Below are 26,151 nucleotides of genomic sequence, written 5' to 3'. Positions count from 1 at the left end.
TCGTCACCCCATTGCCACAATGCGGTCGCGCAACTTGCCGATCTCGTCGCGCACGCCGGCCGCGGCCTCGAACTCCAGGTCGCGGGCCAACTGGTACATGCGCTCCTCGAGCTGCTTGATGCGCTTGCCGATCTCATCCGGCGTGCGCAGTTCGTTCTCGTACTTGCCGCTCTCCTCCGCCACCTTCGCCAGGCTGCGCCGCTTGCCCTTGGCGCCCGGCACCACGGCACCTTCGAGGATGTCCTTGATGTCCTTCTTCACGCCCTTGGGCACGATGCCGTGCTTGGCGTTGAACTCCAGCTGCTTGGTGCGGCGCCGCTCGGTCTCGTTGATCGCCCGCTGCATCGAGCCGGTGATGCTGTCGGCATAGAGAATCGCCTTGCCGTGCAGGTTGCGCGCGGCGCGGCCGATGGTCTGGATCAGCGAGCGCTCGGAACGCAGGAAGCCTTCCTTATCCGCATCGAGGATCGCCACCAGCGCCACTTCCGGCATGTCCAGGCCCTCGCGCAGCAGGTTGATGCCCACCAGCACGTCGAACTTGCCCAGACGCAGGTCGCGGATGATTTCCACCCGCTCCACGGTGTCGATGTCCGAGTGCAGGTAGCGCACGCGCACATCGTGGTCGCCCAGGTAGTCGGTGAGGTCCTCGGCCATGCGCTTGGTCAGGGTGGTGACCAGCACGCGCTGGTCCTGGGCAACGCGACGGTTGATTTCCGAGAGCAGGTCGTCCACCTGGGTCGTTGCCGGGCGGATCTCCACTTCCGGGTCGACCAGGCCGGTGGGCCGCACCACCTGCTCGATCACCCGGCCGGCGTGCTGGTCCTCATAGGGCCCGGGCGTCGCCGAGACGAAGATGGTCTGCGGGCTGATCGCCTCCCACTCCTCGAAACGCAGCGGGCGGTTGTCCAGCGCCGAGGGCAGGCGGAAGCCGTACTCCACCAGGGTTTCCTTGCGCGAGCGGTCGCCCTTGTACATGGCGCCAACCTGGGGAACGCTGACGTGGGACTCGTCGATCACCAGCAGGGCGTTGTCCGGCAGGTAGTCGTAGAGGGTTGGCGGCGGCTCGCCGGGACCGCGCCCGGAGAGGTAGCGCGAGTAGTTCTCGATGCCGTTGCAGTAGCCCAGCTCGAGGATCATCTCCAGGTCGAAACGGGTGCGCTGCTCCAGGCGCTGCGCCTCCACCAGCTTGTTGTTGGTGCGCAGGTAGTCCAGGCGCACCTTCAGCTCTTCCTTGATCTGCTCCACCGCCTCCAGCAGCGTCTCCCGCGGGGTGACGTAGTGGCTCTTGGGGTAGAAGGTGAAGCGCGGCAGCTTGGTCAGCACTTCGCCAGTCAGCGGATCGAACGCGGCGATGTTCTCCACTTCGTCGTCGAACAGTTCGACGCGGATCGCCTCCAGGTCCGATTCCGCCGGGAAGATATCGATCACGTCGCCGCGCACGCGGAAGGTCGCACGGGCGAAGTCCATGTCGTTGCGGGTGTACTGCAGGCTGGTCAGGCGGCGCAGCAGCTCGCGTTGGTCCATCTTGTCGCCGCGGTCCAGGTGCAGGACCATCTTCAGGTAGGACGCGGGATCCCCCAGGCCGTAGATCGACGACACGGTGCAGACGATGATGGCGTCCTTGCGCTCCAGCAGCGCCTTGGTCGCCGACAGCCGCATCTGCTCGATGTGGTCGTTGATCGACGAATCCTTCTCGATGTAGGTGTCCGAGGACGGCACATAGGCCTCGGGCTGGTAGTAGTCGTAGTAGGAGACGAAGTACTCGACGGCGTTGTTGGGGAAGAAGGTCTTGAACTCGCCGTAGAGCTGCGCGGCCAGCGTCTTGTTCGGCGCCAGCACCATGGTCGGGCGCTGAACCTGGGAAATGACGTTGGCGATGCTGAAGGTCTTGCCGGAGCCGGTCACCCCCAACAGCGTCTGGTGCGACAGGCCTGCCTCCAGCCCCTCGACCATCTGTCTGATGGCTTCGGGCTGGTCGCCAGCAGGCTTGAATCGCGAATCCAGTTGAAAAATCGACATGGGAACCTCGCTTTTGCGTGTGACGCTTCGGTCGCCAAAGCGTCATACCAGTCGAAAAGCATGCGCGACAACTCGCCGCCTGCCGTAGAGGCCTATATAATACCGGCCCGTCGACGCAACCCCCAGCGCCGTGAGCGGGTGGGTTGCAATTGCACTTCACTCCCGCCTTAGAGCTGCTGCCAACATGAGTCTGTTCTCCGCTGTCGAAATGGCCCCCCGCGACCCGATCCTGGGCCTGAACGAAGCTTTCAACGCCGATACCCGCCCGGACAAGATCAATCTGGGCGTGGGCGTGTACTACAACGAGGAAGGCCGTCTCCCGTTGCTGCGCGCCGTCCAGGCCGCGGAGAAAGCCCGCATCGAGGCCCACGCTCCGCGCGGCTACCTGCCGATCGAAGGCATCGCCGCCTACGACTCGGGCGTGCAGAAGCTGCTGTTCGGCGCTGATTCCGAGCTGCTGGCCGAAGGCCGCGTGGTCACCACCCAAGCCGTCGGCGGTACCGGCGCGCTGAAGACCGGCGCCGACTTCCTCAAGCGCCTGCTGCCCAACGCGACCGTCGCCATCAGCGACCCGAGCTGGGAGAACCACCGCGCCCTGTTCGAGTCCGCCGGCTTCCCGGTGCAGAACTACCGCTACTACGACGCCGCCACCAACGGTGTAAACCGTGCCGGCCTGCTGGAAGACCTGAACGCGCTGCCTTCTCAGTCGATCGTCGTACTGCATGCTTGTTGCCATAACCCGACCGGCGTCGACCTCACCCTTGAGGATTGGAAGCAGGTCCTGGACGTGCTCAAGGCCAAAGGCCACGTGCCCTTCCTCGACATCGCCTACCAGGGCTTTGGTGAGGGCATCGATGAGGATGCCTTCGCTGTACGCCTGTTCGCCAAGTCGGGTCTGAACTTCTTCGTTTCCAGCTCCTTCTCCAAGTCGTTCTCGCTGTACGGTGAGCGTGTCGGCGCGCTGTCGGTGGTGACCGACAGCCGCGAGGAATCCGCCCGCGTCCTGTCCCAGGTCAAGCGCGTGATCCGCACCAACTACTCCAACCCGCCGACCCACGGCGCCAGCGTCGTCGCCGCCGTGCTGAACAGCCCGGAACTGCGTGCGGTCTGGGAAGAAGAGCTGGGCGAAATGCGTACCCGCATCCGCACTATGCGCGTGGCCATGGTCGAGCAACTGGCCGCCCTGGGCGCCAAGCGTGATTTCGGCTTCGTTGCCCAGCAGCGCGGCATGTTCTCCTACTCCGGCCTGACCGCCGAACAGGTGGAACGCCTGAAGAACGAGTTCGGCATCTACGCCGTCGGCACCGGCCGCATCTGCGTCGCCGCGCTGAACAACGGCAACCTGGACACCGTGACCCGCGCCATCGTCCAGGTGCTGTAAAAAAATCAGGGGAAGTCATCGGCACGATGTTGACTTCCCCTTTTTAATCAGTAAGATACGCCTCGTTGTTCCGCGATAGCTCAGTCGGTAGAGCAAATGACTGTTAATCATTGGGTCCCTGGTTCGAGTCCAGGTCGCGGAGCCAAAATTCAAAGCCCTCGGCACATGCCGGGGGCTTTTTTGTCGCGAAACGAAGAAGCCGGTCATCGACCGGCTTTTTCATTCCATAAGGCGAAGACTCAGAGCGAAATCCTGTCGCGGTTCTTGTCCAGGGTACCCTTGCCGATGCCCTTCACCTCCAGCAGTTGATCAACCGTGGTGAACGGGCCGTTGCTGGTACGGTAGTCGACGATGGCCTGAGCCTTCACCTTGCCAATGCCCTTCAAGGACTTCTGCAGTTCTTCGGCGGACGCCGTGTTGATGTTCACCGCCTCCACCTGGGACACAGGCGCCTTCGCAGCGGGAGCCGGCGCTTCGGCCGCCGGCCTGGTAGCGGGCTGTGCGGGTGAGGCTGCCTGGACGAGGCCTCCAAAGGTGAGGCTGGCGAACAGGATCATGCTGGCAATGGAAAGCAGTTTCTTACTCATGGGTCTTTTCCTTGCGTGAATGATTTCGGGGCAGGCGCGATTGCGCCGCCTGAAAGAACATATCGCCAGGAAAGCGGGTAAATACCTTGGTTTAGAGAGTCGGCGGCAGTTTCCGGCGCCGCCGACAGATCGCCAGGAAAGGGCTGACGATGCTCGCAGACGCGGCGATCACCACGTCTGCTAGGAGCCTTGGATCAGGGCTCCATGCGCCGCTGCTGGTGGATCAGGTCAACAATTTCGCCTTCCGGACAATAGCCGCTGACGGTCTCCCGCAGCAGTTGCCGCACCCGCGCGTAGTTGCCCTGGTCCACCGCCTTGAGCAGGTCGGCCAGCACCAGCTTGAAACCCTCCCAGGGCATCAGCTCCTCGTTGGCCTTCATGATCATCGGGTGCTCAGTCGCGCTGACGTTGTCGCCGATCAGCAGCTCTTCGTAGAGCTTCTCGCCGGGCCGCAGGCCGCTGAACTCGATGGAGATGTCCCCATGAGGCACGCGCTCTGAGCGAACGCTCAAGCCGGAAAGGTGAATCATCCGCTCGGCCAGTTCGAGAATCTTCACCGGCTGCCCCATGTCCAGCACGAAGACGTCGCCGCCGCGCCCCATGGAGCCGGCCTGGATTACCAGCTGAGCCGCCTCGGGAATGGTCATGAAGTATCGGGTGATGCCCGGATGGGTCACGGTGACCGGTCCGCCGCGCTTGATCTGCTCGCGAAACAGGGGAATGACCGAACCGGACGACCCCAGCACATTGCCAAAGCGGACCATGGTGAACCGGGTCTTGTTGACCTGGTGTACGCCGGACTTGTCGCCGAACAGTACCGGCGCCGACTCCTGGCTCAGCGCCTGAAGGATCATTTCCGCCAGGCGCTTGGTGCTGCCCATGACATTGGTCGGGCGTACCGCCTTGTCGGTGGAGATCAGCACGAAGTGCTCGACACCAGCCTGCACTGCCACCTGAGCGGTGTGCAGAGTGCCCATCACATTATTCAGCACGCCCTCGGAAATGTTGTGCTCGACGATAGGCACGTGCTTGTAGGCGGCGGCGTGATAAACCGTAGCGACCTTCCAGGTACGCATGACGTCCAGCAGGCGCTCGGCGCTGCGCACCGATCCCAGGATCGGCACCAGCTGTACCGCGAGGGACTCGCGCTTGACGCGGCTTTCCAGTTCCTGATGGACCCGGTACAGGTTGTATTCGCTGTGCTCGAACAGCACCAGCACGGTCGGCCCGGAGCCGAGTATCTGCCGGCACAGCTCCGAACCGATGGAGCCGCCAGCGCCGGTGACCATCACTACTTCTCCACGGATGCAGTGTTCGAACAGCTCCTTGCGTGGCTCGACGGGGTCGCGCCCGAGCAGGTCGGCGATATCCACCTCCTGAATGTCGTCCACCCGCACGCGGCCGTTGGCCAGCTCGATGAACCCAGGAACACTTCGCACATGTACCGGATGAGGCTCCAGCAGGCCCAGAATCTCGCGACGGCGGGCACGGGTGGCGGACGGAATCGCCAGCAGCACTTCCTGCACGCCGGTTTCGTCGATCATCTGCTGAATATGCTTGGGCTTGTAGACGCGCAAGCCGGCGATAACTCGATTGGCAATCTCATCGTCGTCATCGATGAAGGCCACCGGACGCATCGCGCGTCCCAGGCGCAGCGCTGCCACCAGTTGGTTACCGGCAGAACCCGCGCCATAGACGGCGACCTTGGGCAAGCCATCCTGCTGCTTGAGGAAAGGAACCGCCTGGACCGTGCTGTACCAATCGCCCATGAAGTACTGACGCATGGCCAGGCGCAGACCGCCGATCATCAGCAGGCTGAGCCACCAGTAGTTCAGCACGAGCGAACGGGGAACCGCCTCGGTCACCGAGCGATTCCAGTACACCACCAGCGAAAGCAGCAGCGCGGATATCGTGACGGCTTTCCAGATAGCGATCAGTGCGTCATTGCCCAGGTAGCGCATCACCGCACGGTACATGCCGAAGCGAATGAACAGCGGAATCGCTACCGCGGGCGCCGCCACGAACAGCCAGCCGTGGACACGGAACGGATACTCGAGATCGTCGGTGCCCAGGCGCACGATGAAAGCCAGCCACAGCGCGAACCACACCAAACAGATGTCAGTGACGACCTGCAGTAATCGTTTATGTCGTCTCGGAAGCCTCAGCAGGCGTTCTCGGAGCATCAGCGCTTGTCCTTAATCCCGAGCGGGAGGAATGTCCACCCGCTATTGACCACCAGATTCGGCGGAGTTCAGCTCACTTCCTGGTCATCCGGACGACCTGCGCCCAGATGAGCTACGACAAGCACCAAGGGAGCATAGGCCACAAACAGCGCCAGCAAACCCGAAACATGGCCCAGCGCGACCAGCAATGCCAGCGGCATGAGCCACAGCAGGTTGAGGGCCGTCACCGCCAGCGATACCCGCAAGTGGCTCCCGTAGCGCCTGGAGGCACGCTGGTAGGCATGGCTGCGATGCGCTTCGTAGACACGTTCGCCGCGCATCAGGCGATGGGCCAGCGTAAAGGTCGCATCCACCACGAACACGCCGAGCAGGATCAGCCAGCTCCAGATGAGCGGTGGCGACAGCGATGCCGCCTGCAACGCCAGCCCGCCAAGGATCAACCCGAGGAAACCGCTGCCGGCGTCCCCCATGAAAATCCGCGCCGGCGGAAAATTCCAGACCAGGAACCCCGCCGCGGCCATGCCCAGGATCAAGGGCAGCCACACCAGTTGCGAATCGCCGACGAGCCAGGCACAGAGGGCTCCGCCCAGGCAGACACTGATGGCTTCCAGGCCGGCAATCCCGTCTATGCCATCCATGAAGTTGTACAGATTGAGCAGCCAGACCAGGAACACCAGCCCCAGTAAATCGCCGACCAACCCCAGATCCAGCGCCCCCCAGGGCATCGGCAGCACAGGCACGCCGCCCAGCCAGCCCAGTAGCCAGAGCGCAGCGACAAAATGCCCCAGCAGTCGCCACCGTGCCGGAATATGCCGGTGATCGTCGAGGAAACCAATGGCTGCGACCAGAGCGCCAGCCGGCAACAGGGCCACCAGGCTATTTCCATCCACTGCCCCAAGCACCGCTGCCAACGGCAGGCTACCCAGGAAGCCCAGGACGATGGCAACGCCGCCACCGCGCGGCGTCGGGATCCGGTGCGAGCTACGGGCATTGGGAATGTCCATGATGCTGCGCGCCAGCGCGTAGCGACGCACACCGGCAGTCATCGCGCAGGACGCGACGAACACGGCCGCCAGCAGAATGCCCATGTTCATCGCCCCTGCTCCCGTCCGAACTCCATCGCGGCTTCCCGCAGCGCCTGCTCGATTGTGACCGGCGGCGTCCAGCCCAGTCGATCGCGCGTAGCCGAAATATCCACCTGCAGCGAGCCCAGCAGGCGCTGGACCTGCTGGCTCCGTCCCGTCAGCGCCCCCAGCAGACGCAGCAGCGCAGCCGGAACCGGCAGCAATCGGGGACGAACGCCCAGCGCCTCGCTCAGACCACGGCACAGCTGCGCCGTCGACAAATCCTCACCGTCGCTCACCAGAAAAACCTGTCCGGCGGCCGCGGGATGACGAGTGCAAAGCAGCAGCAGATCCACCAGATTGTCTCGCGCTACCAGGCTGCGGCGATTGTCGATGGAGCCGAACGGCAGCGGCAGGCGGCGCTGCAAGGCGCGCGTCAGGCTGGCGAAATTGGCCTTCACACCCGGGCCATAGACCAGCGGCGGACGTATCACGACCACTTCCAAGCCGGTCTGCCGGGCAATCTCGAATAATGCCTGCTCGGCTTCGAGCTTGGACTGCCCGTAAGGGTCCTGCGGTCTGGGCTCGGCGTCGGCAGCAAAAGGACGGCCCGGCGAGGTCTCCTCACCATTGACCTTGATCGAGCTGACGAAAACGAAGCGCCGCACTCCTGCCGCCGCGGCCTCCTGCGCCAGATGCCGAGTCCCTTCGACGTTCACCGCACGAAACTCGGCGAGTGGGTCGACCGCCTGCTCGTCCATGACATGAACGCGGGCAGCGCAATGGATTACCACGTCAATGTCATCCAGGGCCTGCGCCCAGGACTGGGCCACGCTCAAGCCTTCGATCAGTGCCACCTCGACACCCTCCAGGCATTGCGTTGCAGCGCCGCGCAGGGCGACGCGAAGCTGAACATCCTTTTCCTGACGCAAGCGCGCCAGCACGCCCTGGCCGACAAAACCGGTCGCGCCCGTGAGTAGAACCTTCAATCCAGTACCTGCAGAACCTGACGCCAGCGGCGTCTTCCATGTTTGAGCGTGCGCGTCAGAGCGGCGAAATGACCGGCCGCAGTGCATTCCAGGCGTGGCAGCTAGGGCACTGCCAGTGCAGTTCACGGCCAGCGAAGCCGCACTTGCCGCATCGATAGCGCGGCATTGTCTTATACAACCCGATGATTATTGGAGCGATTTTTCCTGTAGCCGAGTCTTTTTCCGCATCGTTTTCGACCACTTCAAGGTACTCGCCGACGCCCTGCCAGGAAGGATGGCGTGCCACACGCTCCAGCAAGGCCTCACGCCAGGACGACGTGCGCTCCGGCTTCTCGCTTTCCGCCAGCATGGCGAGGATGGCCGGAGGCACCTCTTCTCCTTTGGCCAGCTCACGCAGGCAAACCAGCACTTCAGGCCGGGCAAGGCCATCGTAACGACGCAGCAGAGGCACGACCTCCCCCAGGAAAGCCTTGGCATCGCGGGCGAGCTCGCCGATGGTGGCAACGGCTGCCGCCGAATCCTTGCGCCACAGCTCGCAGTCCAGCCGCATCAGCAGGGCGCGCACGCAGCGCTTGTCGACGCGACGCGCCTCGCGCAGCAATTCCTGCATGGCACTGCGATCACCGCTCCTGCCCTTTTCCAGCGCCAGCTCACAGTAATAGTTGGCCAGCGCAGCGCTCAGTTCGGGCCGGCTCGGCACCAGCCGGGCAGCCAACTCGATGGCGCGCGACCAGCTCTTCTCGCGTTCACAGATGAGGCGCTGCTCATCCAGCGCTTCCAGGGAAATGGGCTCGTCACGCTGCTGCGTCAGCTCGTCGAGCAACTCCTCGGCGCTGCCCAGCAGGCCACCAGCGATATAGTCGCGTGCCAACTCCAGGCGCACCTGGGCAACCAGCGCCCCATCCTCACCGGCACGGCCCAGAAGATCCTGGTGGATATGGATGGCTTTTTCGATATCGCCCCGGCGCCGGAACAGGTTGCCGACATGGAGGTGGCTTTCGAGGGTTTCCGGAGTGACGACCAGGCCCTGGGAAAGGCTCTCCAGTGCGTCGTCGGAATGCCGCTCCAGCAGATTGTGCATGCTGTGCACGCGAGCCCGAAGCTTCTCCGGCGCAGGCGCATCCGGCCGGGAAAGAGAGCGACGCCCCATCCACCAGCCGATGGCCAGGGCGCAGAAAAAGAACAGCGTGGCGATGACGCTAGGCATGGCCCGTCAGCGACTTTTCACGCAGCGCGTCATTCTCCTTGCGGAAACGGGTGACCTCCGAGCGCAGACCGGTCATACGGACATGCGCCTTGGCACGGAAAGGAATGCTCAGCAGCAGGCCGATCACGCCGCCGAGGATAAAGGCAAGGGAAATGAAGACGACCAGCGGCCACTGCGGCGACTGCCAGCCGAGGAAGGTCAGCTGTACGGATTGCAGGTTTTCCAGGACGAAAACCACAACGGCGACGGCCAGGATGGCCAGCGCCAGAATCAGCAGGAAACGTTTTGCCCGAAGCATGGACACTCCTTCTTGAAGACGGATATCCCGGGATCACTCGGGCTCGTTGACGCGGTCGCGCAGTTCCTTGCCAGGCTTGAAGTGCGGGACGAACTTGCCATCCAGGCGCACGGACTCGCCAGTTTTCGGATTACGGCCGGTGCGCGGCGCACGGTAATGCAGCGAGAAGCTACCGAAACCCCGGATTTCGATGCGATCCCCAGTGGCCAGAGCCTGGGACATTTGCTCAAGCATGGTCTTGATCGCCAGCTCCACATCCTTTGCGGAAAGCTGCCCCTGATGGGTGACGATTCTCTCGATCAACTCCGACTTGGTCATGGTTTTCCCTTCTTTTTCAAGCGGCTAGATCAGCTCCAGGTTCTTTTAGCATGCTGGTCATGCTTTGAACAGCCCGAACGGGAAGGATGTGTTTTCAGCCGGTCAAGTCGTTGGCCAATAAAAAATGGCCGATCCCCAGGGAAGAGATCGGCCACGGTCACGCCCAGGAGCGGAAGGACGCGCAAACAGGAAACGGATCAGGCGATGGCGGCGAGTTGCGCCTTTGCCCTGGCCAAGCCCTTCTCGGCGAATTCACCCCCCATGTTCAGGCCTTCAGCGTGGATGAAGGTCACGTCGTGGATGCCGACGAAGCCCAGCGCCTGGCGCAGGTAGGGCTCCTGATGATCCAGCGCGCCGCCGGCGTAGACGCCGCCGCGGCTGGTCAGGACGAAGGCGCGCTTGCCGGTGAGCAGGCCCTGCGGGCCGGTCTCGGTGTACCTGAAGGTGACACCGGCGCGCAGCACGTGGTCCAGCCAGGACTTCAGGGTGCTGGGGATGGCGAAGTTGTACATCGGTGCAGCCAGAACCAGCACGTCGGCAGCCTGCAGTTCGGCGGTCAGCTGGTTGGAGCGTTCCAGTGCGGCGCGTTCGATCTCGCTGTGCTCCTGCGCGGGCTTCATCCAGCCGCCCAGCAGATTGGCGTCCAGATGCGGCACCTGCTCAACGGCCAGATCGCGGACCTTGATCTCGTCGGCCGGATGAGCGGCCTGCCACCGGGCGATGAAGTCGCGGGTCAACTGACGGGAAACGGACCCTTCCTGACGGGCACTGCTTTCGATAACCAGAACACGGGACATGGACTGGACCTCCATCGGTCGTTGAATGTGTCGATGGAGGCCATCCTAAAGACGATCAAATCGATAAAAAAGCTTAAAAAATCGCTTCAAATTATCGAATAATTTGATTTATCGCCTGACTGCTTCTACTCTTGTCGGGAGATCAGGAAGGATTGCAGGTCAGTTTGATACGCAGCTTGATCACCGCGCGGCTGAAGCTGGAAGTCAGGTTGGCCTCCTTGCCTGGCGCAATAGTGGCCTTGCGTACGTGCGGCGTCTCGGGACCGTTGACGAAGACCGCCGTGCAGGTCACCGGCTGCTGGCCGCCGTTGCGCAGGAGGATGGCCCCCATCTGGTCACCGATATCCTGGGTCTCGATATCCATTTCGGTGCCATTGAGGCTCTTTTGCACCTCGATGGGATAGGCCAGGGCGGTCAGCGGCAACGTGGCCAGAACGGCACAACAGAATTTTTTCATGGCGGTCTCTTGTTGGTCTTCTGCGGACCGCCAGAGTAGACAAGAGGAAGCGAGGATGAAAGCGCCCCGCGTTACCCTGGATCAGTGGAGAACCCTGCAGGCCGTGGTCGACCATGGCGGCTTCGCCCAGGCGGCGGAAGCCCTGCACCGTTCGCAGTCGTCGATCAGCTACACCGTGGCGCGCATGCAGGAGCAGCTCGGCGTGCCGCTGTTGCGCATCGACGGGCGCAAGGCCGTGCTCACCGAAGCCGGCGAGGTGCTGCTGCGCCGCTCACGGCAACTGGTGAAATCCGCCGGCCAACTGGAAGAACTGGCCCACCATATGGAGCAAGGCTGGGAGCCGGAAGTGCGCCTGGTGGTCGACGCCGCCTACCCCACCGTGCGCCTGGTGCGTTCGTTGTCAGCCTTCATGCCGCAGAGCCGCGGTTGCCGCGTCCTGTTGCGCGAGGAAGTGCTGTCAGGCGTCGAGGAAGCCCTGGTGCAGGGGCATGCAGACCTCGCCATCAGCGGCCTTAACATTCCCGGCCACCTGGGTGCTGACCTCTCCGTCGTCGACTTCGTCGCCGTGGCTCACCCGGATCACCCGCTGCATCGCCTGCAGCGCGAGGTCACCCACCAGGACCTGGAAACCCAGATGCAGGTGGTGATCCGCGACTCCGGCCGCCTGCAACCGCGCGACGTCGGCTGGCTCGGCGCCGAACAGCGCTGGACGGTCGGCAGCCTGGCCACCGCCGCCACCTTCGTCAGCAACGGCCTGGGCTTCGCCTGGCTGCCGCGCCACATGATCGAGCGCGAACTGCGCGACGGCCAGCTCAAGCCGCTGCCGATGAAACAGGGCGGCGTGCGCGAAAGCCGCTTCTATCTTTACCCGAACAAGGAAAAACCGCTGGGCCCGGCCACGCAGATTCTCGTCGAGTTGCTGACCGCCTACGCCAACGTGCCGCTGGATGCCCACTTCGCCGCGCCCGAGAGCCCGGCCTGATCGGACAGGTCGCACGACAAAGGAGCCCGTCATGCCGTTCTTCGACCACGCCGGTCACCGTCTGCACTACGAGGAAAGTGGATTGGGCACGCCGGTCCTGCTGGTGCATGGGCTTGGCTCCAGCACCCGCGACTGGGAGTTCCAGGTACCGGAACTGGAAAAACGCCACCGGGTGATCGCCCTCGACGTACGCGGCCATGGCCAGTCGGACAAACCGCGCCAGCGCTACAGCATCGCCGCCTTCGCCGAGGACGTGATCGCCCTGCTCGATCACCTGAACCTCGGCCGCGTGCACCTGGTGGGCATCAGCATGGGCGGCATGATCGGTTTCGAACTGGCCACGCGCTGGCCGGAGCGGCTGAACAGCCTGACCATCGTCAACAGCGCGCCGGAAGTGAAACCGCGCACACCACGCGAATACCTGGAAGTGGCGCGACGGTTGTTCCTGGCCCACGTGCTGGGCCTGGATACCGTCGGCAAGGCACTGGGCAAGCTGCTCTTCCCCAAGCCAGAACAGAGCGACCTGCGCCGCAAGATCCAGCAGCGCTGGCCGCAGAATGACAAGCGCGCCTACCTCTCCAGCCTGCACGCCATCATCGGCTGGGGTGTGCAGGAACGCCTCGCGCGCATAACCTGTCCAACCCTGGTGATCAGCGCCGACCGCGATTACACCCCGGTCTCGCTCAAGCAGGCCTATGTCGGGCGCATGCCCAACGCGCGCCTGGTCGTGATCGAGGACTCGCGCCACGCCACGCCGCTGGACCAGCCGGAAAGATTCAATACCACCCTGCTCGACTTCCTCGATCAGGTCGACCATCCCTAGAACCTTCAGGAAACATCCGCCAAATGACCCTGCTCAAACGCTTCCTGCTCGCTGCCTGCTCCCTGGTCCTGGCCGGCTCCGCATTCGCCGCCGATGCCAACAAGCCGCACGTGCTGCTGTCCACCACCTCGGGTGAAATCGAAATCGAGCTGTACGCCGACAAGGCACCGATTTCTGTGAAGAACTACCTGTCCTACGTCGACAGCGGCTTCTACAACGGAACCATCTTCCACCGCGTGATTCCCAACTTCATGATCCAGGGCGGCGGTTTCACCGAAGCCATGAAGGAAAAGGACACCCAGGCGCCCATCAAGAACGAGGCCGACAACGGCCTGCTCAACGAGCGCGGCACCCTGGCCATGGCACGCACCAGCGATGTGAATTCCGCCACCAGCCAGTTCTTCATCAACCTGACCGGCAACGACTTCCTCAACCACGGCGCCCGCGATTTCGGCTACGCGGTGTTCGGCAAGGTCGTGCGCGGCATGGGCGTGGTCGATCAGATCGCCGGCGTGAAGACCGGCAACCGCGGCATGTTCCAGGACGTACCGACCACCCCGGTGGTCATCCTCTCCGCCAAGCGTCTGTGATTCTGCGGAACCACGGCTGACGGAGGCCATTCAAGGCGAGCCCAGGACGGGCTCGCCGACACAACCCGAGAGGCATCATGCTTTACCGTCGTTTCGAGCGCCTGATCGATCCCTTCCGCGACGTCCCCGAGCGCATGCCGCCCACCGACGTCATCCGCTTCTACGTCTACTACCTGCGCCAGGTCTGGCCGGTGTTCCTTGCCCTGCTCCTCGTCGGCCTGGTCGCCGCGCTGATCGAGGTCGCGCTGTTCAGCTACCTCGGGCGTATCGTCGATCTCGCGCAAGGCACGGCTCCTGCCGACTTCTTTACCCTGCACGGCCGCGAATTGATCTGGATGGCCGTGGTGGCGCTGATCCTGCGCCCGGTGTTCTTCGGCCTGCACGATATGCTGGTGCACCAGAGCATCAACCCCAGCATGACCAACCTGATCCGCTGGCAGAACCACCGCTACGTGCTCAAGCAGAGCCTGGGCTTCTTCCAGAACGACTTCGCCGGGCGCATCGCCCAGCGCATCATGCAGACCGGCAACTCGCTGCGCGACTCGGCCGTGCAAGCGGTCGACGCCATCTGGCACGTACTCATCTACATCGTCAGCTCCCTGGTGCTGTTCGCCGAGGCGGACTGGCGACTGATGATCCCCCTGCTGCTCTGGATGATCGGCTACGTCGGCGCGCTGGGCTACTTCATTCCGCAGGTGAAGCACCGCTCGGTGATCGCTTCGGATTCGCGCTCGAAACTCATGGGCCGGATCGTCGACGGCTACACCAATATCACCACCCTCAAGCTGTTCGCCCATACGCGGCAGGAAGAGGACTACGCCCGCGACGCCATCGACGACCAGACCCGCAAGGCCCAGCGCGCCGGGCGCGTGGTGACCTCCATGGACGTCACCATCACGGTGTTCAACGGCCTGCTGATCGCCGGCACCACGGGCCTGGCCCTGTGGCTGTGGACCCAGTCGCTGATCTCGGTAGGCGCCATCGCCCTGGCCACCGGCCTGGTCATCCGCATCGTCAACATGTCGGGCTGGATCATGTGGGTGGTCGGCGGCATCTTCGAGAACGTCGGCCAGGTGCAGGACGGCATGCAGACCATTGCCCTGCCCCGCCAGGTGATCGACGCGCCCGACGCCAAGCCGCTGGTGGTGACACGTGGCGAGGTGCGCTTCGACCAGGTGAACTTCAGCTACGGCAAGGGCGGCGGCCTGATCAGCGGCCTCGACCTCACCGTACGCCCCGGCGAGAAGATCGGCCTGGTAGGCCCCTCCGGCGCCGGCAAGTCGACCCTGGTGAACCTGCTCCTGCGCCTGTATGACCTGGAGGGCGGACGCATCCTGATCGACGGCCAGGACATTGCCCAGGTGACCCAGGAAAGCCTGCGTGCGCAGATCGGCATGGTCACCCAGGATACTTCGCTGCTGCACCGCTCGATCCGTTCCAACCTGCTCTACGGCCGCCCGGATGCCGGCGAGGCCGAGTTGCAGGACGCGATCCAGAAGGCCCGCGCCTCGGAGTTCATCCCGCAGTTGAGCGACGCCGAGGGCCGCTTCGGCCTCGACGCCCATGTCGGCGAACGCGGGGTGAAGCTCTCCGGCGGCCAGCGCCAGCGCATCGCGATCACCCGCGTACTGCTCAAGGACGCGCCGATCCTGATCCTCGACGAGGCCACCTCGGCGCTGGACTCGGAAGTGGAAGCGGCGATCCAGGAAAGCCTGGAAACCCTGATGCAGGGCAAGACGGTGATCGCCATCGCCCACCGCCTCTCTACCATCGCGCGCATGGACCGCCTGGTGGTACTGGAGCACGGCCGCGTGGTCGAGAGCGGCAGCCATGCCGAACTGCTGGCCCATGGCGGGTTGTATGCGCGCCTGTGGCGGCACCAGACCGGTGGGTTTGTCGGGGTGGATTGAGCCCCGCGGCGTTCGCATTACCGGTAGGAGCGAGCTTGCTCGCGAACGAATTTCCCGGCAGCTCGGATGCCGGGGCTGTTCGCGAGCAAGCTCGCTCCTACGAAGAGCCCCTCAGGCGCCCATAAAAAAGCCCGGCACAAGGCCGGGCATGTCCAGATCAGGACAGCTCAGTGTGTCTCCAACAGCGCCAGCGCCTCGCGGCTCAGGCGCTCGACCGTGGCCCAGTCGCCGCTGTCGACGGCGGCCTTGGGCAGCATCCAGCTGCCGCCCACGCACATCACGTTGGCCAGCCGGTAGTAATCGTTGAGGTTGTCCGGGCCGACACCTCCGGTGGGGCAGAAACGCACCTCCGGGAAGGGCCCGCCGAAGGCCTTCAGCGCCTCCACGCCGCCGGCCACCTTGGCCGGGAACAGCTTGAAGCGACGCAGGCCGTGGCGGTACGCGGCCATGATTTCCGACGCGGTGGCCACGCCGGGCAGCAGCGGCACCGGACGGGTCACCGCGTACGCCAGCAACTCATCGGTGCATCCGGGCGTGACGATGAACTTCGCCCCCGCCTCTTCCGCCTGGCGGAAGGTCTGCGGATCGAGCACGGTGCCGGCGCCGACGATCAACTCCGGGCGCTGCTCGCTCAACCGGCGAATCGCAGTGAGGCCCAGCGCGGTCCGCAAGGTCACTTCCAGGACGCTGATGCCGCCGGCCGCGAGGGCATCCGCCATGGGCAGGATGTCGGCCTCGCGGTCGATGGTGATCACCGGCAGGATGCGAGCACGCTGCGCGAGGGCATCGATCTGCTGGATGTGTTGTTCAGACATTACGGTAACTCCGTGCCTCAGGGGCACCAGTGGATCGAAAGAGGTGAACGCAGGAACGCATTGACCGGCATGCGCTGGTCGTCGTTGTCGCTGAGCGCCTCGCTCAGGGTGGCCAGCTTGGACTCGCCCTGGATGGCCAGGATCTGCACCCGCGCGCCCTGCAGCACGGCGCGGGTCAGGGTCAGGCGCTGGTGCGGCACGGTCGGCGCCCACATCGGCAGGCAACGGCGCGTGCCGTCAGGGTCGAGCGCCTCCACCAAGTTGGTGCTGCCGGGGAACAGAGAGGCCGTGTGGCCGTCATCGCCCATGCCCAGCACCAGTACGTCGATTGGCAGCATCAGCTCGTGCAGGTAGCGGTCGGCCTTGTCGGCCGCCTCTTCCAGGCTGGCTGCCGGTTGGTAGATGCCAATGAACTGCGCCTTGGCCGCTGCCCCCTTGAACAGGTGGCGACGCAGGAGGCCGGCATTGCTGTCCGGGTGAGACTCGGGCACCCAGCGCTCGTCGGCAAGGCTGACGGCCACTTTCGACCAATCCAGTACCGCGCCGCTCAAAGCCTCGAGGAACGCCACCGGGCTGCGCCCGCCAGACACCACCAGCAGTGCACGGCCACGTTCGACCAACGCCTCGCGCAGTGCATCGGCCACCGCGTCGGCCAGTCCGCGCGCCTGCTCGGCGGCGTTGTTCCAGGTTTTCCAGGCCATACCCTCAGCCAGTTTCGGTTCAGAGATCGCCATACCAGTCCCTCCCGTCGCGAGCGATCAGGGCAACCGAGGCCTGCGGGCCCCAGCTTCCAGCCGGATAGGGCTTGGGCTCCTCGCCCAGGCGCCCCCAGCCGTCGATCAGGCCGTCGCACCATGTCCAGGCGGCCTCGATCTCATCCTTGCGGACGAACAGGTTCTGGTTGCCTTGCGTGACTTCCAGCAACAGTCGCTCGTAGGCATCCGGCGTGCGGGCGGTCTGGAAGGTTTCGGAGAAGTTCAGTTGCAGCGGGCCGGTACGCAGTTGCATGCCTTTGCCCAGGCCCTGGTCCTTGGTCATCACCTGCAGGGAAATCCCCTCGTCCGGCTGCAGGCGGATGATCAGCCGGTTGCTGATCAGCGAACGCTGCTCCGGGGCGAAGATGTAGTGCGGCGGCTCCTTGAAGTGAATGACGATCTGCGAGTGCTTCTGCGGCATGCGCTTGCCGGTACGCAGGTAGAACGGCACGCCGGACCAGCGCCAGTTGCGGATATCCACACGCAACGCGACGAAGGTCTCGGCATCGCTGTTGGGGTTGGCGTTTTCCTCGGCAAGGTAGCCGGGCACCGGTTTGCCGTCGATGTAGCCGGCGGTGTATTGCCCGCGCACTACGCGGCCCGCCAGCTGTTCCGGCGCGATGGGTTCCAGCGCGCGCAGCACCTTGACCTTCTCGTCGCGGATGCTGTCCGCGGTAAGGTTCGCCGGCGGGTCCATGGCAATCAGGCAGAGCAGTTGCAGCAGGTGGTTCTGCACCATGTCGCGCAGCTGGCCGGCCTTGTCGAAGTAGCCCCAGCGGCCTTCGATGCCGACTTTCTCGGCCACGGTGATCTCCACGTGGGAGATGTGGTTCTGGTTCCACTGGGTCTCGAACAGGCTGTTGGCGAAGCGCAGCGCGATGAGGTTCTGCACCGTCTCCTTGCCCAGGTAGTGGTCGATCCGGTAGATGCGGTTTTCCGGGAAGAAACGTGCCACGGCGTCATTCACCGCGCGGGACGATTCCAGGTCGTGGCCGATGGGCTTCTCCAGCACCACCCGGGTGCGTTCGGCGAGGCCGGCGGCGGCAAGGTTCTCGCAGATGCCGCCGAATACCGAGGCGGCGGTGGCGAAATAGGCGACCAGGGTCTTCTCGTCACCCACCAGCTCCGCCAGCGCCTGGTAGGAGCCGGCATCGAGGAAGTCCATGCTCAGGTGATGCAGGCGCGCCTGGAAGCGCGCCCACACCTGCTCGTCCCATTCCTTCTGCGGCACATATTGGCGCAGGCGACGCTCGATGGTTGCCAGGGGCTCTTCGCTGGCGCCGTCGTCGCGGGCCAGGGCAAGAATGCGGGTATCGCGGTGCAGCAGGTCCTCGCGGTCGAGCTGGTAAAGCGCCGGCAGCAGTTTGCGCAGGGCGAGATCGCCCAGGGCGCCGAACAGCGCGAGGGTACACGGAAGAACGCGGACTTCAGGCATTTGTTGTTACCAACCAAATTTTGAACGATAGTTAGCCTTCCACGCCGGCATTAAGACAAATATGTAGTAATTAAACAACATATTTTTGCCGTTTCGCGCCATTGTTGGTCGCTCGCCGGCCTGACGTTAGGATAGCGCCGCTGACCGCCCCCGACCGGTCAACCGTCGATTGCCCAAGGAGTGCGGATGAAAAACCTGCTGGAGCACATCCAGAGCCGTCTGGAAGAGCTGAACAAGGCCGAGCGCAAGGTCGCCGAGGTGATCCTGCGCGACCCGCAGCAGGCCACGCGCTTCAGCATCGCCGCGCTGGCCCAGGCGTCCAGCGTCAGCGAGCCGACGGTGAATCGCTTCTGCCGCTCCTTCGGCATGAGCGGCTATCCCGAGCTGAAGATCCAGCTGGCCCAGAGCCTGGCCAGCGGCGCGGCCTTCGTGACCCAGGCGGTGGCCGCCGATGATGGCCCCGAGGCTTACACGCGCAAGATCTTCAGCAGCACCATCGCCTCGCTCGACAGCGCCTACAAGCTGCTCGATCCGAAGCTGATCGACCGCGCCGTGGACCTGTTGATCCAGGCCCGGCAGATCCACTTCTTCGGCCTCGGCGCATCCAGCTCCGTGGCGCTCGATGCGCAGCACAAGTTCTTCCGCTTCAACCTGGCCGTGTCGGCCCACAGCGATGTGCTGATGCAGCGGATGATCGCCTCGGTGGCGCACACCGGCGACCTCTTCGTGGTGATTTCCTACACCGGCCGCACCCGCGAGCTGGTGGACGTGGCGCACCTGGCGCGGCAGAACGGCGCCTCGGTGCTGGGCCTGACCGCCGCCGACTCGCCGCTGGCCCGCGCCAGCACCCTGAGCCTGGACATTCCGCTGCCCGAGGACACCGACATCTACATGCCGATGACTTCGCGGATCATCCAGCTGACCGTACTCGACGTACTCGCCACCGGCGTGACCCTGCGCCGTGGCGTGGACTTCCAGCCGCACCTGCGCAGGATCAAGGAGAGCCTGGTGCCGACGCGCTACCAGCTCGACGAGGAAGATTAAGGGCGGAGCGGCGGTTGTTAGTCGTCCGCCTGCGGGTCGAGCCCCGGGAATAGCACCTCGGTGAAACCGAACTTGCTGAAGTCGGTAATGCGCGACGGGTACAGGCGGCCGATCAGGTGATCGCACTCGTGCTGCACCACCCGCGCATGGAAGCCTTCCACGGTACGGTCGATAGGCTGGCCCTGCGGGCCGACACCCTGGTAGCGGATACGCTGGTAGCGATTCACCGCGCCGCGCAGGCCCGGCACCGACAGGCAGCCTTCCCAGCCCTCCTCCAGCTCATTGCCGATGGGCGTAATCACCGGGTTGAGCAGGATGGTCGGCGGAACCGCCGGCGCATCCGGGTAGCGCTCGCTGCGCTCGAAGCCGAATATCACCAGTTGCAGGTCGACGCCGATCTGCGGCGCAGCCAGGCCGACGCCGCCAACGTGGTGCATGGTCTCGAACATGTCGTCGATCAGTTCCTGCAACTCGTTGCTGCCGATCATCGATTCGGGCACCGGCGGGGCGATGCGCAGCAGGCGCTCGTCGCCCATCTTGAGAATGTCGCGGATCATCTGTGCCTCGTTCGCCGTTGAGTGAAAGCGGCATGCTTCCCATGAGAGCTGCATCCTCGGTCCCTGCGACCGGTCTGGCAAGCCCGCGACCGCCGGGCAGCGCCGCGGGGCCCACAGGACCACGGTGCTAGACTGGACTTCGACGACAACCATCCAACGACGGATATTTGCCGATTTTCACGGCAGATGGCGGTCGAAGCCTGGGGGGAACTTTCATTCCGAGGGGCGTGAGGTCCGTCATGAACAGGCATTACTACATCAGCGACAACCTGGACGATCTGGAGCAGGTCGAGCAGGAACTCTCCCAAAGCGGTATCGGCATCGAGCAGATGCACGTGCTCAGCGACAGCGACGCGGAGCTGGAAGAACACCGCCTCCACGAAGTGCCCTCGATGATGAAGAAGGACGTGGTGCACTGGGGCAAGATCGGCCTGATGATCGGCGCCGCGCTGGCCGTGCTGGTACTGGTGGTCGGCTACCTGAGCGGCTGGACGCAGACGGCGGCCGGCTGGATTCCGGTGGTCTTCCTGGCCGCAGTGCTGCTGGGCTTCAGCCTGTGGGAAAGCAGCTTCTTCGGCCTGCAGCGCCCCAGCGGCGACGTCCGCCGCTTCCAGGACAACCTGCATGAAGGCCGCCACGTGTTCTTCGTGGACGTGAAGCCCGAACAGGAACCGGTACTGGACATGGTGGTGCGCCACCACCCGCGCCTGGAAATCGCGGGCTTCGGCAACGCCATGCCGAGTTGGTGGCTGTCCGTCGAGCAGGCCTGGAATCGCTTCCGGCACATGATGTAACGGCACCGGTTGCGGCCAGAGATCGGCTCCGCGCCATCGTGGTTGGCGCGGAAGGGGTCACGCTACGCCTGCTTCCTTCGGAAAAGTCCTACTCTTGACGCATGTCAGGCGGCTCTGCATCGGCGGGTTCGAGACTGTCACTGCCGCTCGCCGGCCCGCCATCGCAATGTTCGTCAGGAGGACCGCATGACCACGCCCACCGAGGTCACCATCCACTCCAGCACCGGCCTGGACCGCCAGCAGTACCGCATTCGCCTCAGCTATACCGTGGAGAACCCCGCCAGCCGCGACGCCCAGGTGAGGTTCGAACTGGACGGGGAGATCGACGGCCAGCCTTTCACGGATGGCTTCAAGCTGCCCGGCAACCTCGCCTTCAATTTCGCCGGCAGCGCCACGCGCATCCTGCGCCGCCACGGGCTGCGGGTCTGCCGCGGGCCGGTGCTGCGCTTTCGCAAGGAACATGACCGGGTATTCGATGACCTGCGTCGCCAGCTGAGGGCCGAGCCGGGCACACCGGTTGACCTGCAGCGCATGGGCTCGCTGGCCCCGGCCGAGCCGCGTTGCGCGGTGGCCGAATCCATCGTGCGCGGGCGCGGCTGAGCCGTCAGGCGAGTTCGATACGGTCGTCGTGGATGACGATCAGGCCCTGTTTGAACAGCCCGCCGATGGCCTTCTTGAAGTTGCCCTTGCTGACACCGAATTGCTGCGCGATCAGCTCCGGCGGACTCTTGTCGCTGAGCGCCAGCGAGCCGCCAGCGTCACGCACGGCCTGAAGTATCTGCTCGCTCAACGCATCGGAGAGCCCGGCACCTGCCGGTTGCAGGCTCAGGCTGATCTTGCCGTCGGCGCGGATTTCCTTGATGTAGCCGGTCTCGCGCAGACCGTTGCGCATGAACTTGAACACTTCGTTCTTGTGGATCAGGCCCCAGTGCTTGCCATCGATGATGGCCTTGTAGCCCAGGTCGGTGCGCTCGACGACGAGCAGGTCCACCTGCTGGCCCGGCTTGTAGTTGGCCGGGACGTTGTCCAGGTAGCGGTCCAGACGCGCGGTGGCGGTGATGCGGCGGGTGCGTTCGTCCAGGTAGACATAGACCACGCAGTAATCGCCGACCTGCAGCGGGCGCTTTTCTTCCGAGTGCGGCAGGAGCAGGTCCTTGGGCAGGCCCCAGTCGAGGAACAGGCCGACGCGGTTGACCTCCACCACTTTCAGGCTGGCGAAGCCGCCCACCTGCACCCTGGGCTTCTGGGTGGTGGCGATCAGGCGGTCTTCGCTGTCCAGGTAGATGAACACGTTGAGCCAGTCGCCCACTTCGGTCGGTTCGTTCTTCGGCACGTAGCGCTTGGGCAGCAGGATTTCGCCGTGGCTCTCGCCATCCAGGTAGAGACCGAAATCGGTGTGCTTGGCCACCTGCAACGAATTGAACCGACCTATGACTGCCATGACGCTTACCTCGTGAACGGGGCGGGCATTCTACGCGCATTGAACCCGGAATGCCGGACAAGTGTAGGAGCGAACCTGCTCCCGAACGAGGTGCTCGGCGAGCTCCGGTCTGGATCGCTCTGCCCAACGGTCCCCTCTACCGCTTGTGGGGGAGGGTTAGGGAGGGGGAGAGAGGCCCAGCCGAAGACCGTAGCGAAACACAGCCCCTCTCCCCAGCCCTCTCCCTGAAGGGAGAGGGGGCCGTCCGTGCGAAGCGGGGGATCAATGTTCCGCCTGGCCGAACTGCAGCTCCGCCAGGCGTGCATAGAGCGGACTGCTGACCACCAGCTCGGCATGCCGCCCCAGCGCCACCAGCCGGCCGTGCTCGATCACCGCGATGCGGTCGGCATTGAGCACCGTGGCCAGGCGGTGGGCGATCACCAGGGTGGTGCGGTCGCGCATCAGCCCCGGCAATGCCTGCTGGATCAGGTGTTCGCTCTCGGCATCCAGCGCGCTGGTGGCTTCGTCGAGCAGAAGGATAGGCGCGTCCACCAGCAACGCGCGGGCAATCGCCAAGCGCTGGCGCTGGCCGCCGGACAGGCCCAGGCCACTCTCGCCCAGGTGCGTGCGGTAGCCTTGCGGCAGGCGCAGGATGAATTCGTGGGCGTGGGCGGCGCGGGCGGCGGCCTCGACCTCCGCGTCGCTGGCACCGGGGCGGCCGTAGCGGATGTTCTCTTCCACCGTGCCGAAGAACAGCGCCGGGTTCTGCGACACCAGCGCGAAGCTGCGGCGCAGGTCCGTCGGGTCGAGCTGGGCAATGGGCTGGCCGTCGATCAGGATGCGCCCCTGCTGCGGGTCATAGAAGCGCAACAGCAGGTCGAACAGGGTGGACTTGCCGGCACCCGAGGGGCCGACCAGCGCCAGGGTCTCGCCCGGCGCCACGCGCAGATCGATGCCGTCGATGGCCCACTGCTCCGGGCGCGATGGGTAGGCGAAGCGCACGCCTTGCAGGTCAATGCTGCCGACGATTCGCTCGGGCAGGCGCAGCAGGTCGGTGACCGGCGCATGGATTTCACTGCGTGCCCGCAGCAGTTCGGCGATACGCTCGGCAGCGCCGGCCGCGCGCTGCAATTCCCCGATCACTTCGCTCAGCGTGCCAAAGGCCATGCCGACGATCAGACTGTAGAACACGAAGGCCGCCAGGTCGCCGGGGCTGATGCGCCCGGCGATCACGTCCATGCCGCCGACCCAGAGCATCACGCCGACCGCGCCCAGCACCAGCAGGATCACCACGCTGACCAGCCAGGAGCGCTGCAGAATGCGCTTGCGTGCGGTGTCGAAGGCGCCTTCCACCGTGTGCCCGAAGCGTGCGCGGTCCTGCGCCTGGTGGTTGTAGGCCTGCACGGTCTTGATCTGGCCGAGGGACTCCCCCACGTAGCTGCCGACGTCCGCCACGCGGTCCTGGCTGAGACGCGACAGGCTGCGCACGCGGCGGCCGAACAGCAGGATCGGTGCGATCACCAGCGGCAGCGAGGCGACCACGATGCTGGTCAGCTTGGCGTTGGTGAAGAACATCAGGATCACCCCGCCCAGCAGCATCAGCACGTTGCGCAGCGCCATGGACAGCGAGGAGCCGATCACCGATTGCAGCAGCGTAGTGTCGGCGGTCAGGCGCGACTGGATCTCCGAGGCGCGGTTGTTCTCGTAGAAGCCGGGGTGCAACTCGATCAGGTGGTCGAACACGCGCTGGCGGATGTCCGCGACGAAGCGCTCGCCGATCCAGGACACCAGATAGAAGCGCACGAAAGTGCCCACCGCCAGGCACAGCACCAGGGCGAAGAAAATGCCGATGGCGCGGGTCAGCAGTTGTTCGGACTGGGTGATGAACCCCTGGTCCACCAGCAGGCGGATGCCCTGCCCCAGGGACAAGGTAATGGCGGCTGTGAACAGCAGCGCCAGCAAGGCGCCGAGAGCGCGCCACCGGTACGGGGCGAGAAACGAGCGAGCCAGGCGCACGGCGTTGCGCTGGCGGGACGACAACAGGGACATGGCGGGCTCTGAACGGCCGGAGTGGGCAGAGGGTAGCACCGCCGGCACGCCAAGCGCGAAGGACGTTTCAGGCAAGCGAATGGGACCGTTCGTGCCATAACCGCCCCGAAAGCTGCTCGTTTGATGTACAATGGGCGGCCAATTTGCGCAGACAGGTATGGCAGATATGACTACCAAGCCCTCCACCCGCCAGAAAGCAGCCCCCAAGGCTCCCGCCGCTACCGCGACCAGCGAAGCTCTGGAAGCTCAGATCGCCGCCTTCCTGAACTCCGGCGGTGAGATCCAGCAGATCGCCAAGGGCGTGACTGGTCAGAACTACGGCGCACCGAGCCGCCATATCAGCCTCGGCAAGAAGTAATATTCGCAGGCAGGCCTGCCGGCTCCCGGCAGGCTGCCCGCCCTCTCCGCTTCACCATCCTGCGCGTCACCCCGCTCGCTTTACACCAAAACCTCCGCAATTCCGTTGTTCCTGTGTTGCCTGCACGCCTTGCACTCGGGCAGAGTCCATCCATAGTCAGGACTTGGCCAATTCCCGGCCACTCGCAAGGAGCATTCCATGCTGCCCTCTCCGGAAAAGCTGCTGTCGCGCAACCTGCTCGATGTGCTGATCCGCGCCGGCCTGATCCTGTTGCTGGCCGTCTTCTGCTTCCGCATCTTCCACCCCTTCCTCGACCTGATGCTCTGGTCGGTGATCCTCGCCATCACCCTCTACCCGCTGCACCAGTTGCTCAGCGGCTGGCTCGGCGAGCGGCCCAACAGCGCGGCGACCCTGATCGTGGTGCTCGGCCTGGTGATCCTGCTGGTACCGGTAGTGGTGATCGGCATGTCCATGGCCGATTCCGTGCGCGACCTGGTGCATGCCATCCAGAACCGCACCCTGCAGATCCCGCTGCCGCCCGAGTCGGTACAGAACTGGCCGGTGATCGGGCAGTACGTCTATCCCTTCTGGCACCGCGTGGCCACCGACTTCATGGGCGTGGCGCATCAACTGGCGCCGCACCTGCAGGGCGTGGCGAAGAAGGTCGCCGGGCAGGCGGCCGGTGTCGGCATGGGCTTGATGCAGTTCCTCGCCGCGTTCGTCATCGCCGGGGTGATCATGGCCTATGGCAAGCTCGGCAGCCGCACCGCCTGCGACATCGCCATCCGAATCTCCGGGCCGGACCGTGGCCCCGGCCTGGCCGAGCTGTGCACCGGCACCATTCGCGCGGTGGCCCAGGGCGTGGTCGGCGTGGCCTTCATCCAGACGCTGATCCTCGGGCTCGGCTTCATCGTCATGGGCATTCCCGGCGCCGGCCTGCTGGCCCTGGGCGTGTTGCTGCTGGGCATCACACAGTTGCCGGTGGTGCTGATCACCCTGCCGGCGGTGGCCTACGTGTTCATGACCAGCGACTCGCTGCTGGTGTCCATCCTGTTCACCGTCTGGACGGTCGCTGGCGGCCTCGCGGACAACGTGCTCAAGCCGCTGATGTTCGGCCGCGGCAGCAAGGTGCCGATGGCCGTGATCCTGATCGGCGCCCTGGGCGGCATGCTCAGTAACGGCATCATCGGTCTGTTCGTCGGCCCGGTGGTGCTGGCCCTGGGCTACGAGCTGTTCATGTCCTGGGTGCACGAGCGCGAGGCACCGGTCGCGCCGCCCGTCGAGACGCCCGAACAAACCACTCCCTGACCTCCCGCCCG

Annotated in this window: 26 protein-coding genes and 1 tRNA gene; 11 read left to right on the top strand and 16 right to left on the bottom strand. The window is 64.7% G+C overall.

Annotated features, from left to right (window positions below):
• Positions 1 to 3 precede the first annotated feature (3 nt).
• Positions 4 to 2,019, bottom strand: a complete 2,016-nt coding sequence (gene uvrB, locus C167_RS0121400; protein WP_017520351.1) for an excinuclease ABC subunit UvrB — start codon at positions 2,017 to 2,019, stop codon at positions 4 to 6.
• A gap of 184 nt (positions 2,020 to 2,203) precedes the next feature.
• On the opposite strand from uvrB, the gene C167_RS0121395 reads away from it, so the two are divergent.
• Together C167_RS0121395 and C167_RS0121390 are read left to right on the top strand one after the other, a co-directional pair.
• Entirely contained in the window at positions 2,204 to 3,400 is a 1,197-nt protein-coding gene (locus C167_RS0121395) for an amino acid aminotransferase (RefSeq protein WP_017520350.1), read from the top strand.
• A gap of 69 nt (positions 3,401 to 3,469) precedes the next feature.
• Positions 3,470 to 3,545, top strand: a tRNA-Asn gene (locus C167_RS0121390).
• 94 nt (positions 3,546 to 3,639) lie between these two features.
• Here C167_RS0121390 and C167_RS0121385 read toward each other — a convergent pair.
• From C167_RS0121385 to C167_RS0121345, 9 genes are all read right to left on the bottom strand, one after another.
• On the bottom strand, positions 3,640 to 3,987 hold the full coding sequence (locus tag C167_RS0121385; protein ID WP_017520349.1) for a ComEA family DNA-binding protein: 348 nt from the start codon (positions 3,985 to 3,987) through the stop codon (positions 3,640 to 3,642).
• A 194-nt stretch (positions 3,988 to 4,181) separates the two neighbouring features.
• Positions 4,182 to 6,170 carry a polysaccharide biosynthesis protein gene (locus tag C167_RS0121380; protein ID WP_037006284.1) on the bottom strand — a complete coding sequence of 663 codons (1,989 nt, stop codon included), beginning with the start codon at positions 6,168 to 6,170 and terminating at the stop codon, positions 4,182 to 4,184.
• Positions 6,171 to 6,238: 68 nt separating this feature from the next.
• Positions 6,239 to 7,264, bottom strand: coding sequence for an MraY family glycosyltransferase (locus tag C167_RS0121375; protein WP_017520347.1), 1,026 nt, complete (start codon positions 7,262 to 7,264; stop codon positions 6,239 to 6,241).
• Positions 7,261 to 8,223, bottom strand: a complete 963-nt coding sequence (locus C167_RS0121370; RefSeq protein WP_017520346.1) for a UDP-glucose 4-epimerase family protein — start codon at positions 8,221 to 8,223, stop codon at positions 7,261 to 7,263. The genes C167_RS0121375 and C167_RS0121370 overlap by 4 nt, the downstream gene beginning before the upstream one ends.
• A 55-nt stretch (positions 8,224 to 8,278) precedes the next feature.
• Entirely contained in the window at positions 8,279 to 9,430 is a 1,152-nt protein-coding gene (locus C167_RS0121365; protein WP_017520345.1) for a tetratricopeptide repeat protein, read from the bottom strand.
• On the bottom strand, positions 9,423 to 9,728 hold the full coding sequence (locus C167_RS0121360; RefSeq protein ID WP_017520344.1) for a LapA family protein: 306 nt from the start codon (positions 9,726 to 9,728) through the stop codon (positions 9,423 to 9,425). Before C167_RS0121360 ends, C167_RS0121365 begins: the two co-directional genes overlap by 8 nt.
• A 33-nt stretch (positions 9,729 to 9,761) precedes the next feature.
• Positions 9,762 to 10,046, bottom strand: a complete 285-nt coding sequence (ihfB, locus tag C167_RS0121355; protein WP_015478091.1) for an integration host factor subunit beta — start codon at positions 10,044 to 10,046, stop codon at positions 9,762 to 9,764.
• Between the two features lie 197 nt (positions 10,047 to 10,243).
• A complete protein-coding gene (locus C167_RS0121350; protein ID WP_017520343.1) occupies positions 10,244 to 10,843 on the bottom strand; it encodes an FMN-dependent NADH-azoreductase in 600 nt (199 codons plus the stop codon).
• A 142-nt stretch (positions 10,844 to 10,985) separates the two neighbouring features.
• The gene (locus C167_RS0121345) at positions 10,986 to 11,300 is read right to left on the bottom strand and encodes a hypothetical protein (RefSeq protein ID WP_017520342.1); all 315 of its coding nucleotides are present in this window, start codon (positions 11,298 to 11,300) and stop codon (positions 10,986 to 10,988) included.
• 55 nt (positions 11,301 to 11,355) lie between these two features.
• On the opposite strand from C167_RS0121345, the gene C167_RS0121340 reads away from it, so the two are divergent.
• The 4 genes from C167_RS0121340 (at position 11,356) to C167_RS0121325 (ending at position 15,605) form a co-directional block, all read left to right on the top strand.
• Complete coding sequence (locus tag C167_RS0121340; RefSeq protein ID WP_017520341.1) at positions 11,356 to 12,282, top strand: LysR family transcriptional regulator; 927 nt, start codon at positions 11,356 to 11,358, stop codon at positions 12,280 to 12,282.
• A gap of 31 nt (positions 12,283 to 12,313) precedes the next feature.
• Complete coding sequence (locus C167_RS0121335) at positions 12,314 to 13,105, top strand: alpha/beta fold hydrolase (protein ID WP_017520340.1); 792 nt, start codon at positions 12,314 to 12,316, stop codon at positions 13,103 to 13,105.
• 29 nt (positions 13,106 to 13,134) lie between these two features.
• Positions 13,135 to 13,695, top strand: coding sequence for a peptidylprolyl isomerase (locus C167_RS0121330; RefSeq protein ID WP_026079190.1), 561 nt, complete (start codon positions 13,135 to 13,137; stop codon positions 13,693 to 13,695).
• A gap of 77 nt (positions 13,696 to 13,772) precedes the next feature.
• Entirely contained in the window at positions 13,773 to 15,605 is a 1,833-nt protein-coding gene (locus C167_RS0121325; protein WP_017520338.1) for an ABC transporter ATP-binding protein, read from the top strand.
• 167 nt (positions 15,606 to 15,772) lie between these two features.
• Here C167_RS0121325 and C167_RS0121320 read toward each other — a convergent pair whose 3' ends face one another.
• Genes C167_RS0121320 through zwf form a run of 3 tightly spaced genes read right to left on the bottom strand, consistent with a single transcriptional unit; the run spans position 15,773 to position 18,610 of the window.
• Complete coding sequence (locus C167_RS0121320) at positions 15,773 to 16,420, bottom strand: bifunctional 4-hydroxy-2-oxoglutarate aldolase/2-dehydro-3-deoxy-phosphogluconate aldolase (RefSeq protein WP_017520337.1); 648 nt, start codon at positions 16,418 to 16,420, stop codon at positions 15,773 to 15,775.
• Between the two features lie 17 nt (positions 16,421 to 16,437).
• A complete protein-coding gene (gene pgl, locus C167_RS0121315; protein ID WP_017520336.1) occupies positions 16,438 to 17,154 on the bottom strand; it encodes a 6-phosphogluconolactonase in 717 nt (238 codons plus the stop codon).
• On the bottom strand, positions 17,141 to 18,610 hold the full coding sequence (gene zwf / locus C167_RS0121310) for a glucose-6-phosphate dehydrogenase (RefSeq protein WP_017520335.1): 1,470 nt from the start codon (positions 18,608 to 18,610) through the stop codon (positions 17,141 to 17,143). The genes pgl and zwf overlap by 14 nt, the downstream gene beginning before the upstream one ends.
• 186 nt (positions 18,611 to 18,796) lie before the next feature.
• Between zwf and C167_RS0121305 the strand changes: the two genes are divergently transcribed.
• Complete coding sequence (locus C167_RS0121305; protein ID WP_017520334.1) at positions 18,797 to 19,654, top strand: MurR/RpiR family transcriptional regulator; 858 nt, start codon at positions 18,797 to 18,799, stop codon at positions 19,652 to 19,654.
• Between the two features lie 17 nt (positions 19,655 to 19,671).
• Here C167_RS0121305 and def read toward each other — a convergent pair whose 3' ends face one another.
• Positions 19,672 to 20,211, bottom strand: a complete 540-nt coding sequence (def, locus tag C167_RS0121300) for a peptide deformylase (RefSeq protein ID WP_017520333.1) — start codon at positions 20,209 to 20,211, stop codon at positions 19,672 to 19,674.
• Between the two features lie 239 nt (positions 20,212 to 20,450).
• Here def and C167_RS0121295 point away from each other — a divergent pair, with 239 nt between their 5' ends.
• Together C167_RS0121295 and C167_RS0121290 are read left to right on the top strand one after the other, a co-directional pair.
• Complete coding sequence (locus C167_RS0121295; RefSeq protein WP_017520332.1) at positions 20,451 to 21,005, top strand: hypothetical protein; 555 nt, start codon at positions 20,451 to 20,453, stop codon at positions 21,003 to 21,005.
• Between the two features lie 186 nt (positions 21,006 to 21,191).
• Positions 21,192 to 21,605, top strand: coding sequence for a DUF5064 family protein (locus C167_RS0121290; protein WP_017520331.1), 414 nt, complete (start codon positions 21,192 to 21,194; stop codon positions 21,603 to 21,605).
• Between the two features lie 4 nt (positions 21,606 to 21,609).
• Here the strand turns inward: C167_RS0121290 and C167_RS0121285 are convergent, their stop codons facing one another.
• Together C167_RS0121285 and C167_RS0121280 are read right to left on the bottom strand one after the other, a co-directional pair.
• Positions 21,610 to 22,446 (bottom strand): S1 RNA-binding domain-containing protein, encoded by an 837-nt coding sequence (locus tag C167_RS0121285; protein ID WP_017520330.1) that lies wholly within the window; start codon positions 22,444 to 22,446, stop codon positions 21,610 to 21,612.
• Positions 22,447 to 22,707: 261 nt separating this feature from the next.
• Complete coding sequence (locus C167_RS0121280; RefSeq protein ID WP_017520329.1) at positions 22,708 to 24,474, bottom strand: ABC transporter transmembrane domain-containing protein; 1,767 nt, start codon at positions 24,472 to 24,474, stop codon at positions 22,708 to 22,710.
• 157 nt (positions 24,475 to 24,631) lie between these two features.
• Between C167_RS0121280 and C167_RS0121275 the strand changes: the two genes are divergently transcribed.
• Positions 24,632 to 24,832 (top strand): hypothetical protein, encoded by a 201-nt coding sequence (locus C167_RS0121275; protein ID WP_024765957.1) that lies wholly within the window; start codon positions 24,632 to 24,634, stop codon positions 24,830 to 24,832.
• A gap of 198 nt (positions 24,833 to 25,030) precedes the next feature.
• Positions 25,031 to 26,140: an AI-2E family transporter gene (locus tag C167_RS0121270; protein WP_017520327.1), complete on the top strand. Its 1,110-nt coding sequence runs from the start codon at positions 25,031 to 25,033 to the stop codon at positions 26,138 to 26,140.
• Positions 26,141 to 26,151 lie beyond the last annotated feature (11 nt).

This window comes from Pseudomonas nitroreducens TX1, assembly GCF_000313755.1.
Classification (GTDB): Bacteria; Pseudomonadota; Gammaproteobacteria; order Pseudomonadales; family Pseudomonadaceae; genus Pseudomonas; species Pseudomonas nitroreducens_A.
This window is presented reverse-complemented; position numbering and strand designations above follow the sequence as displayed.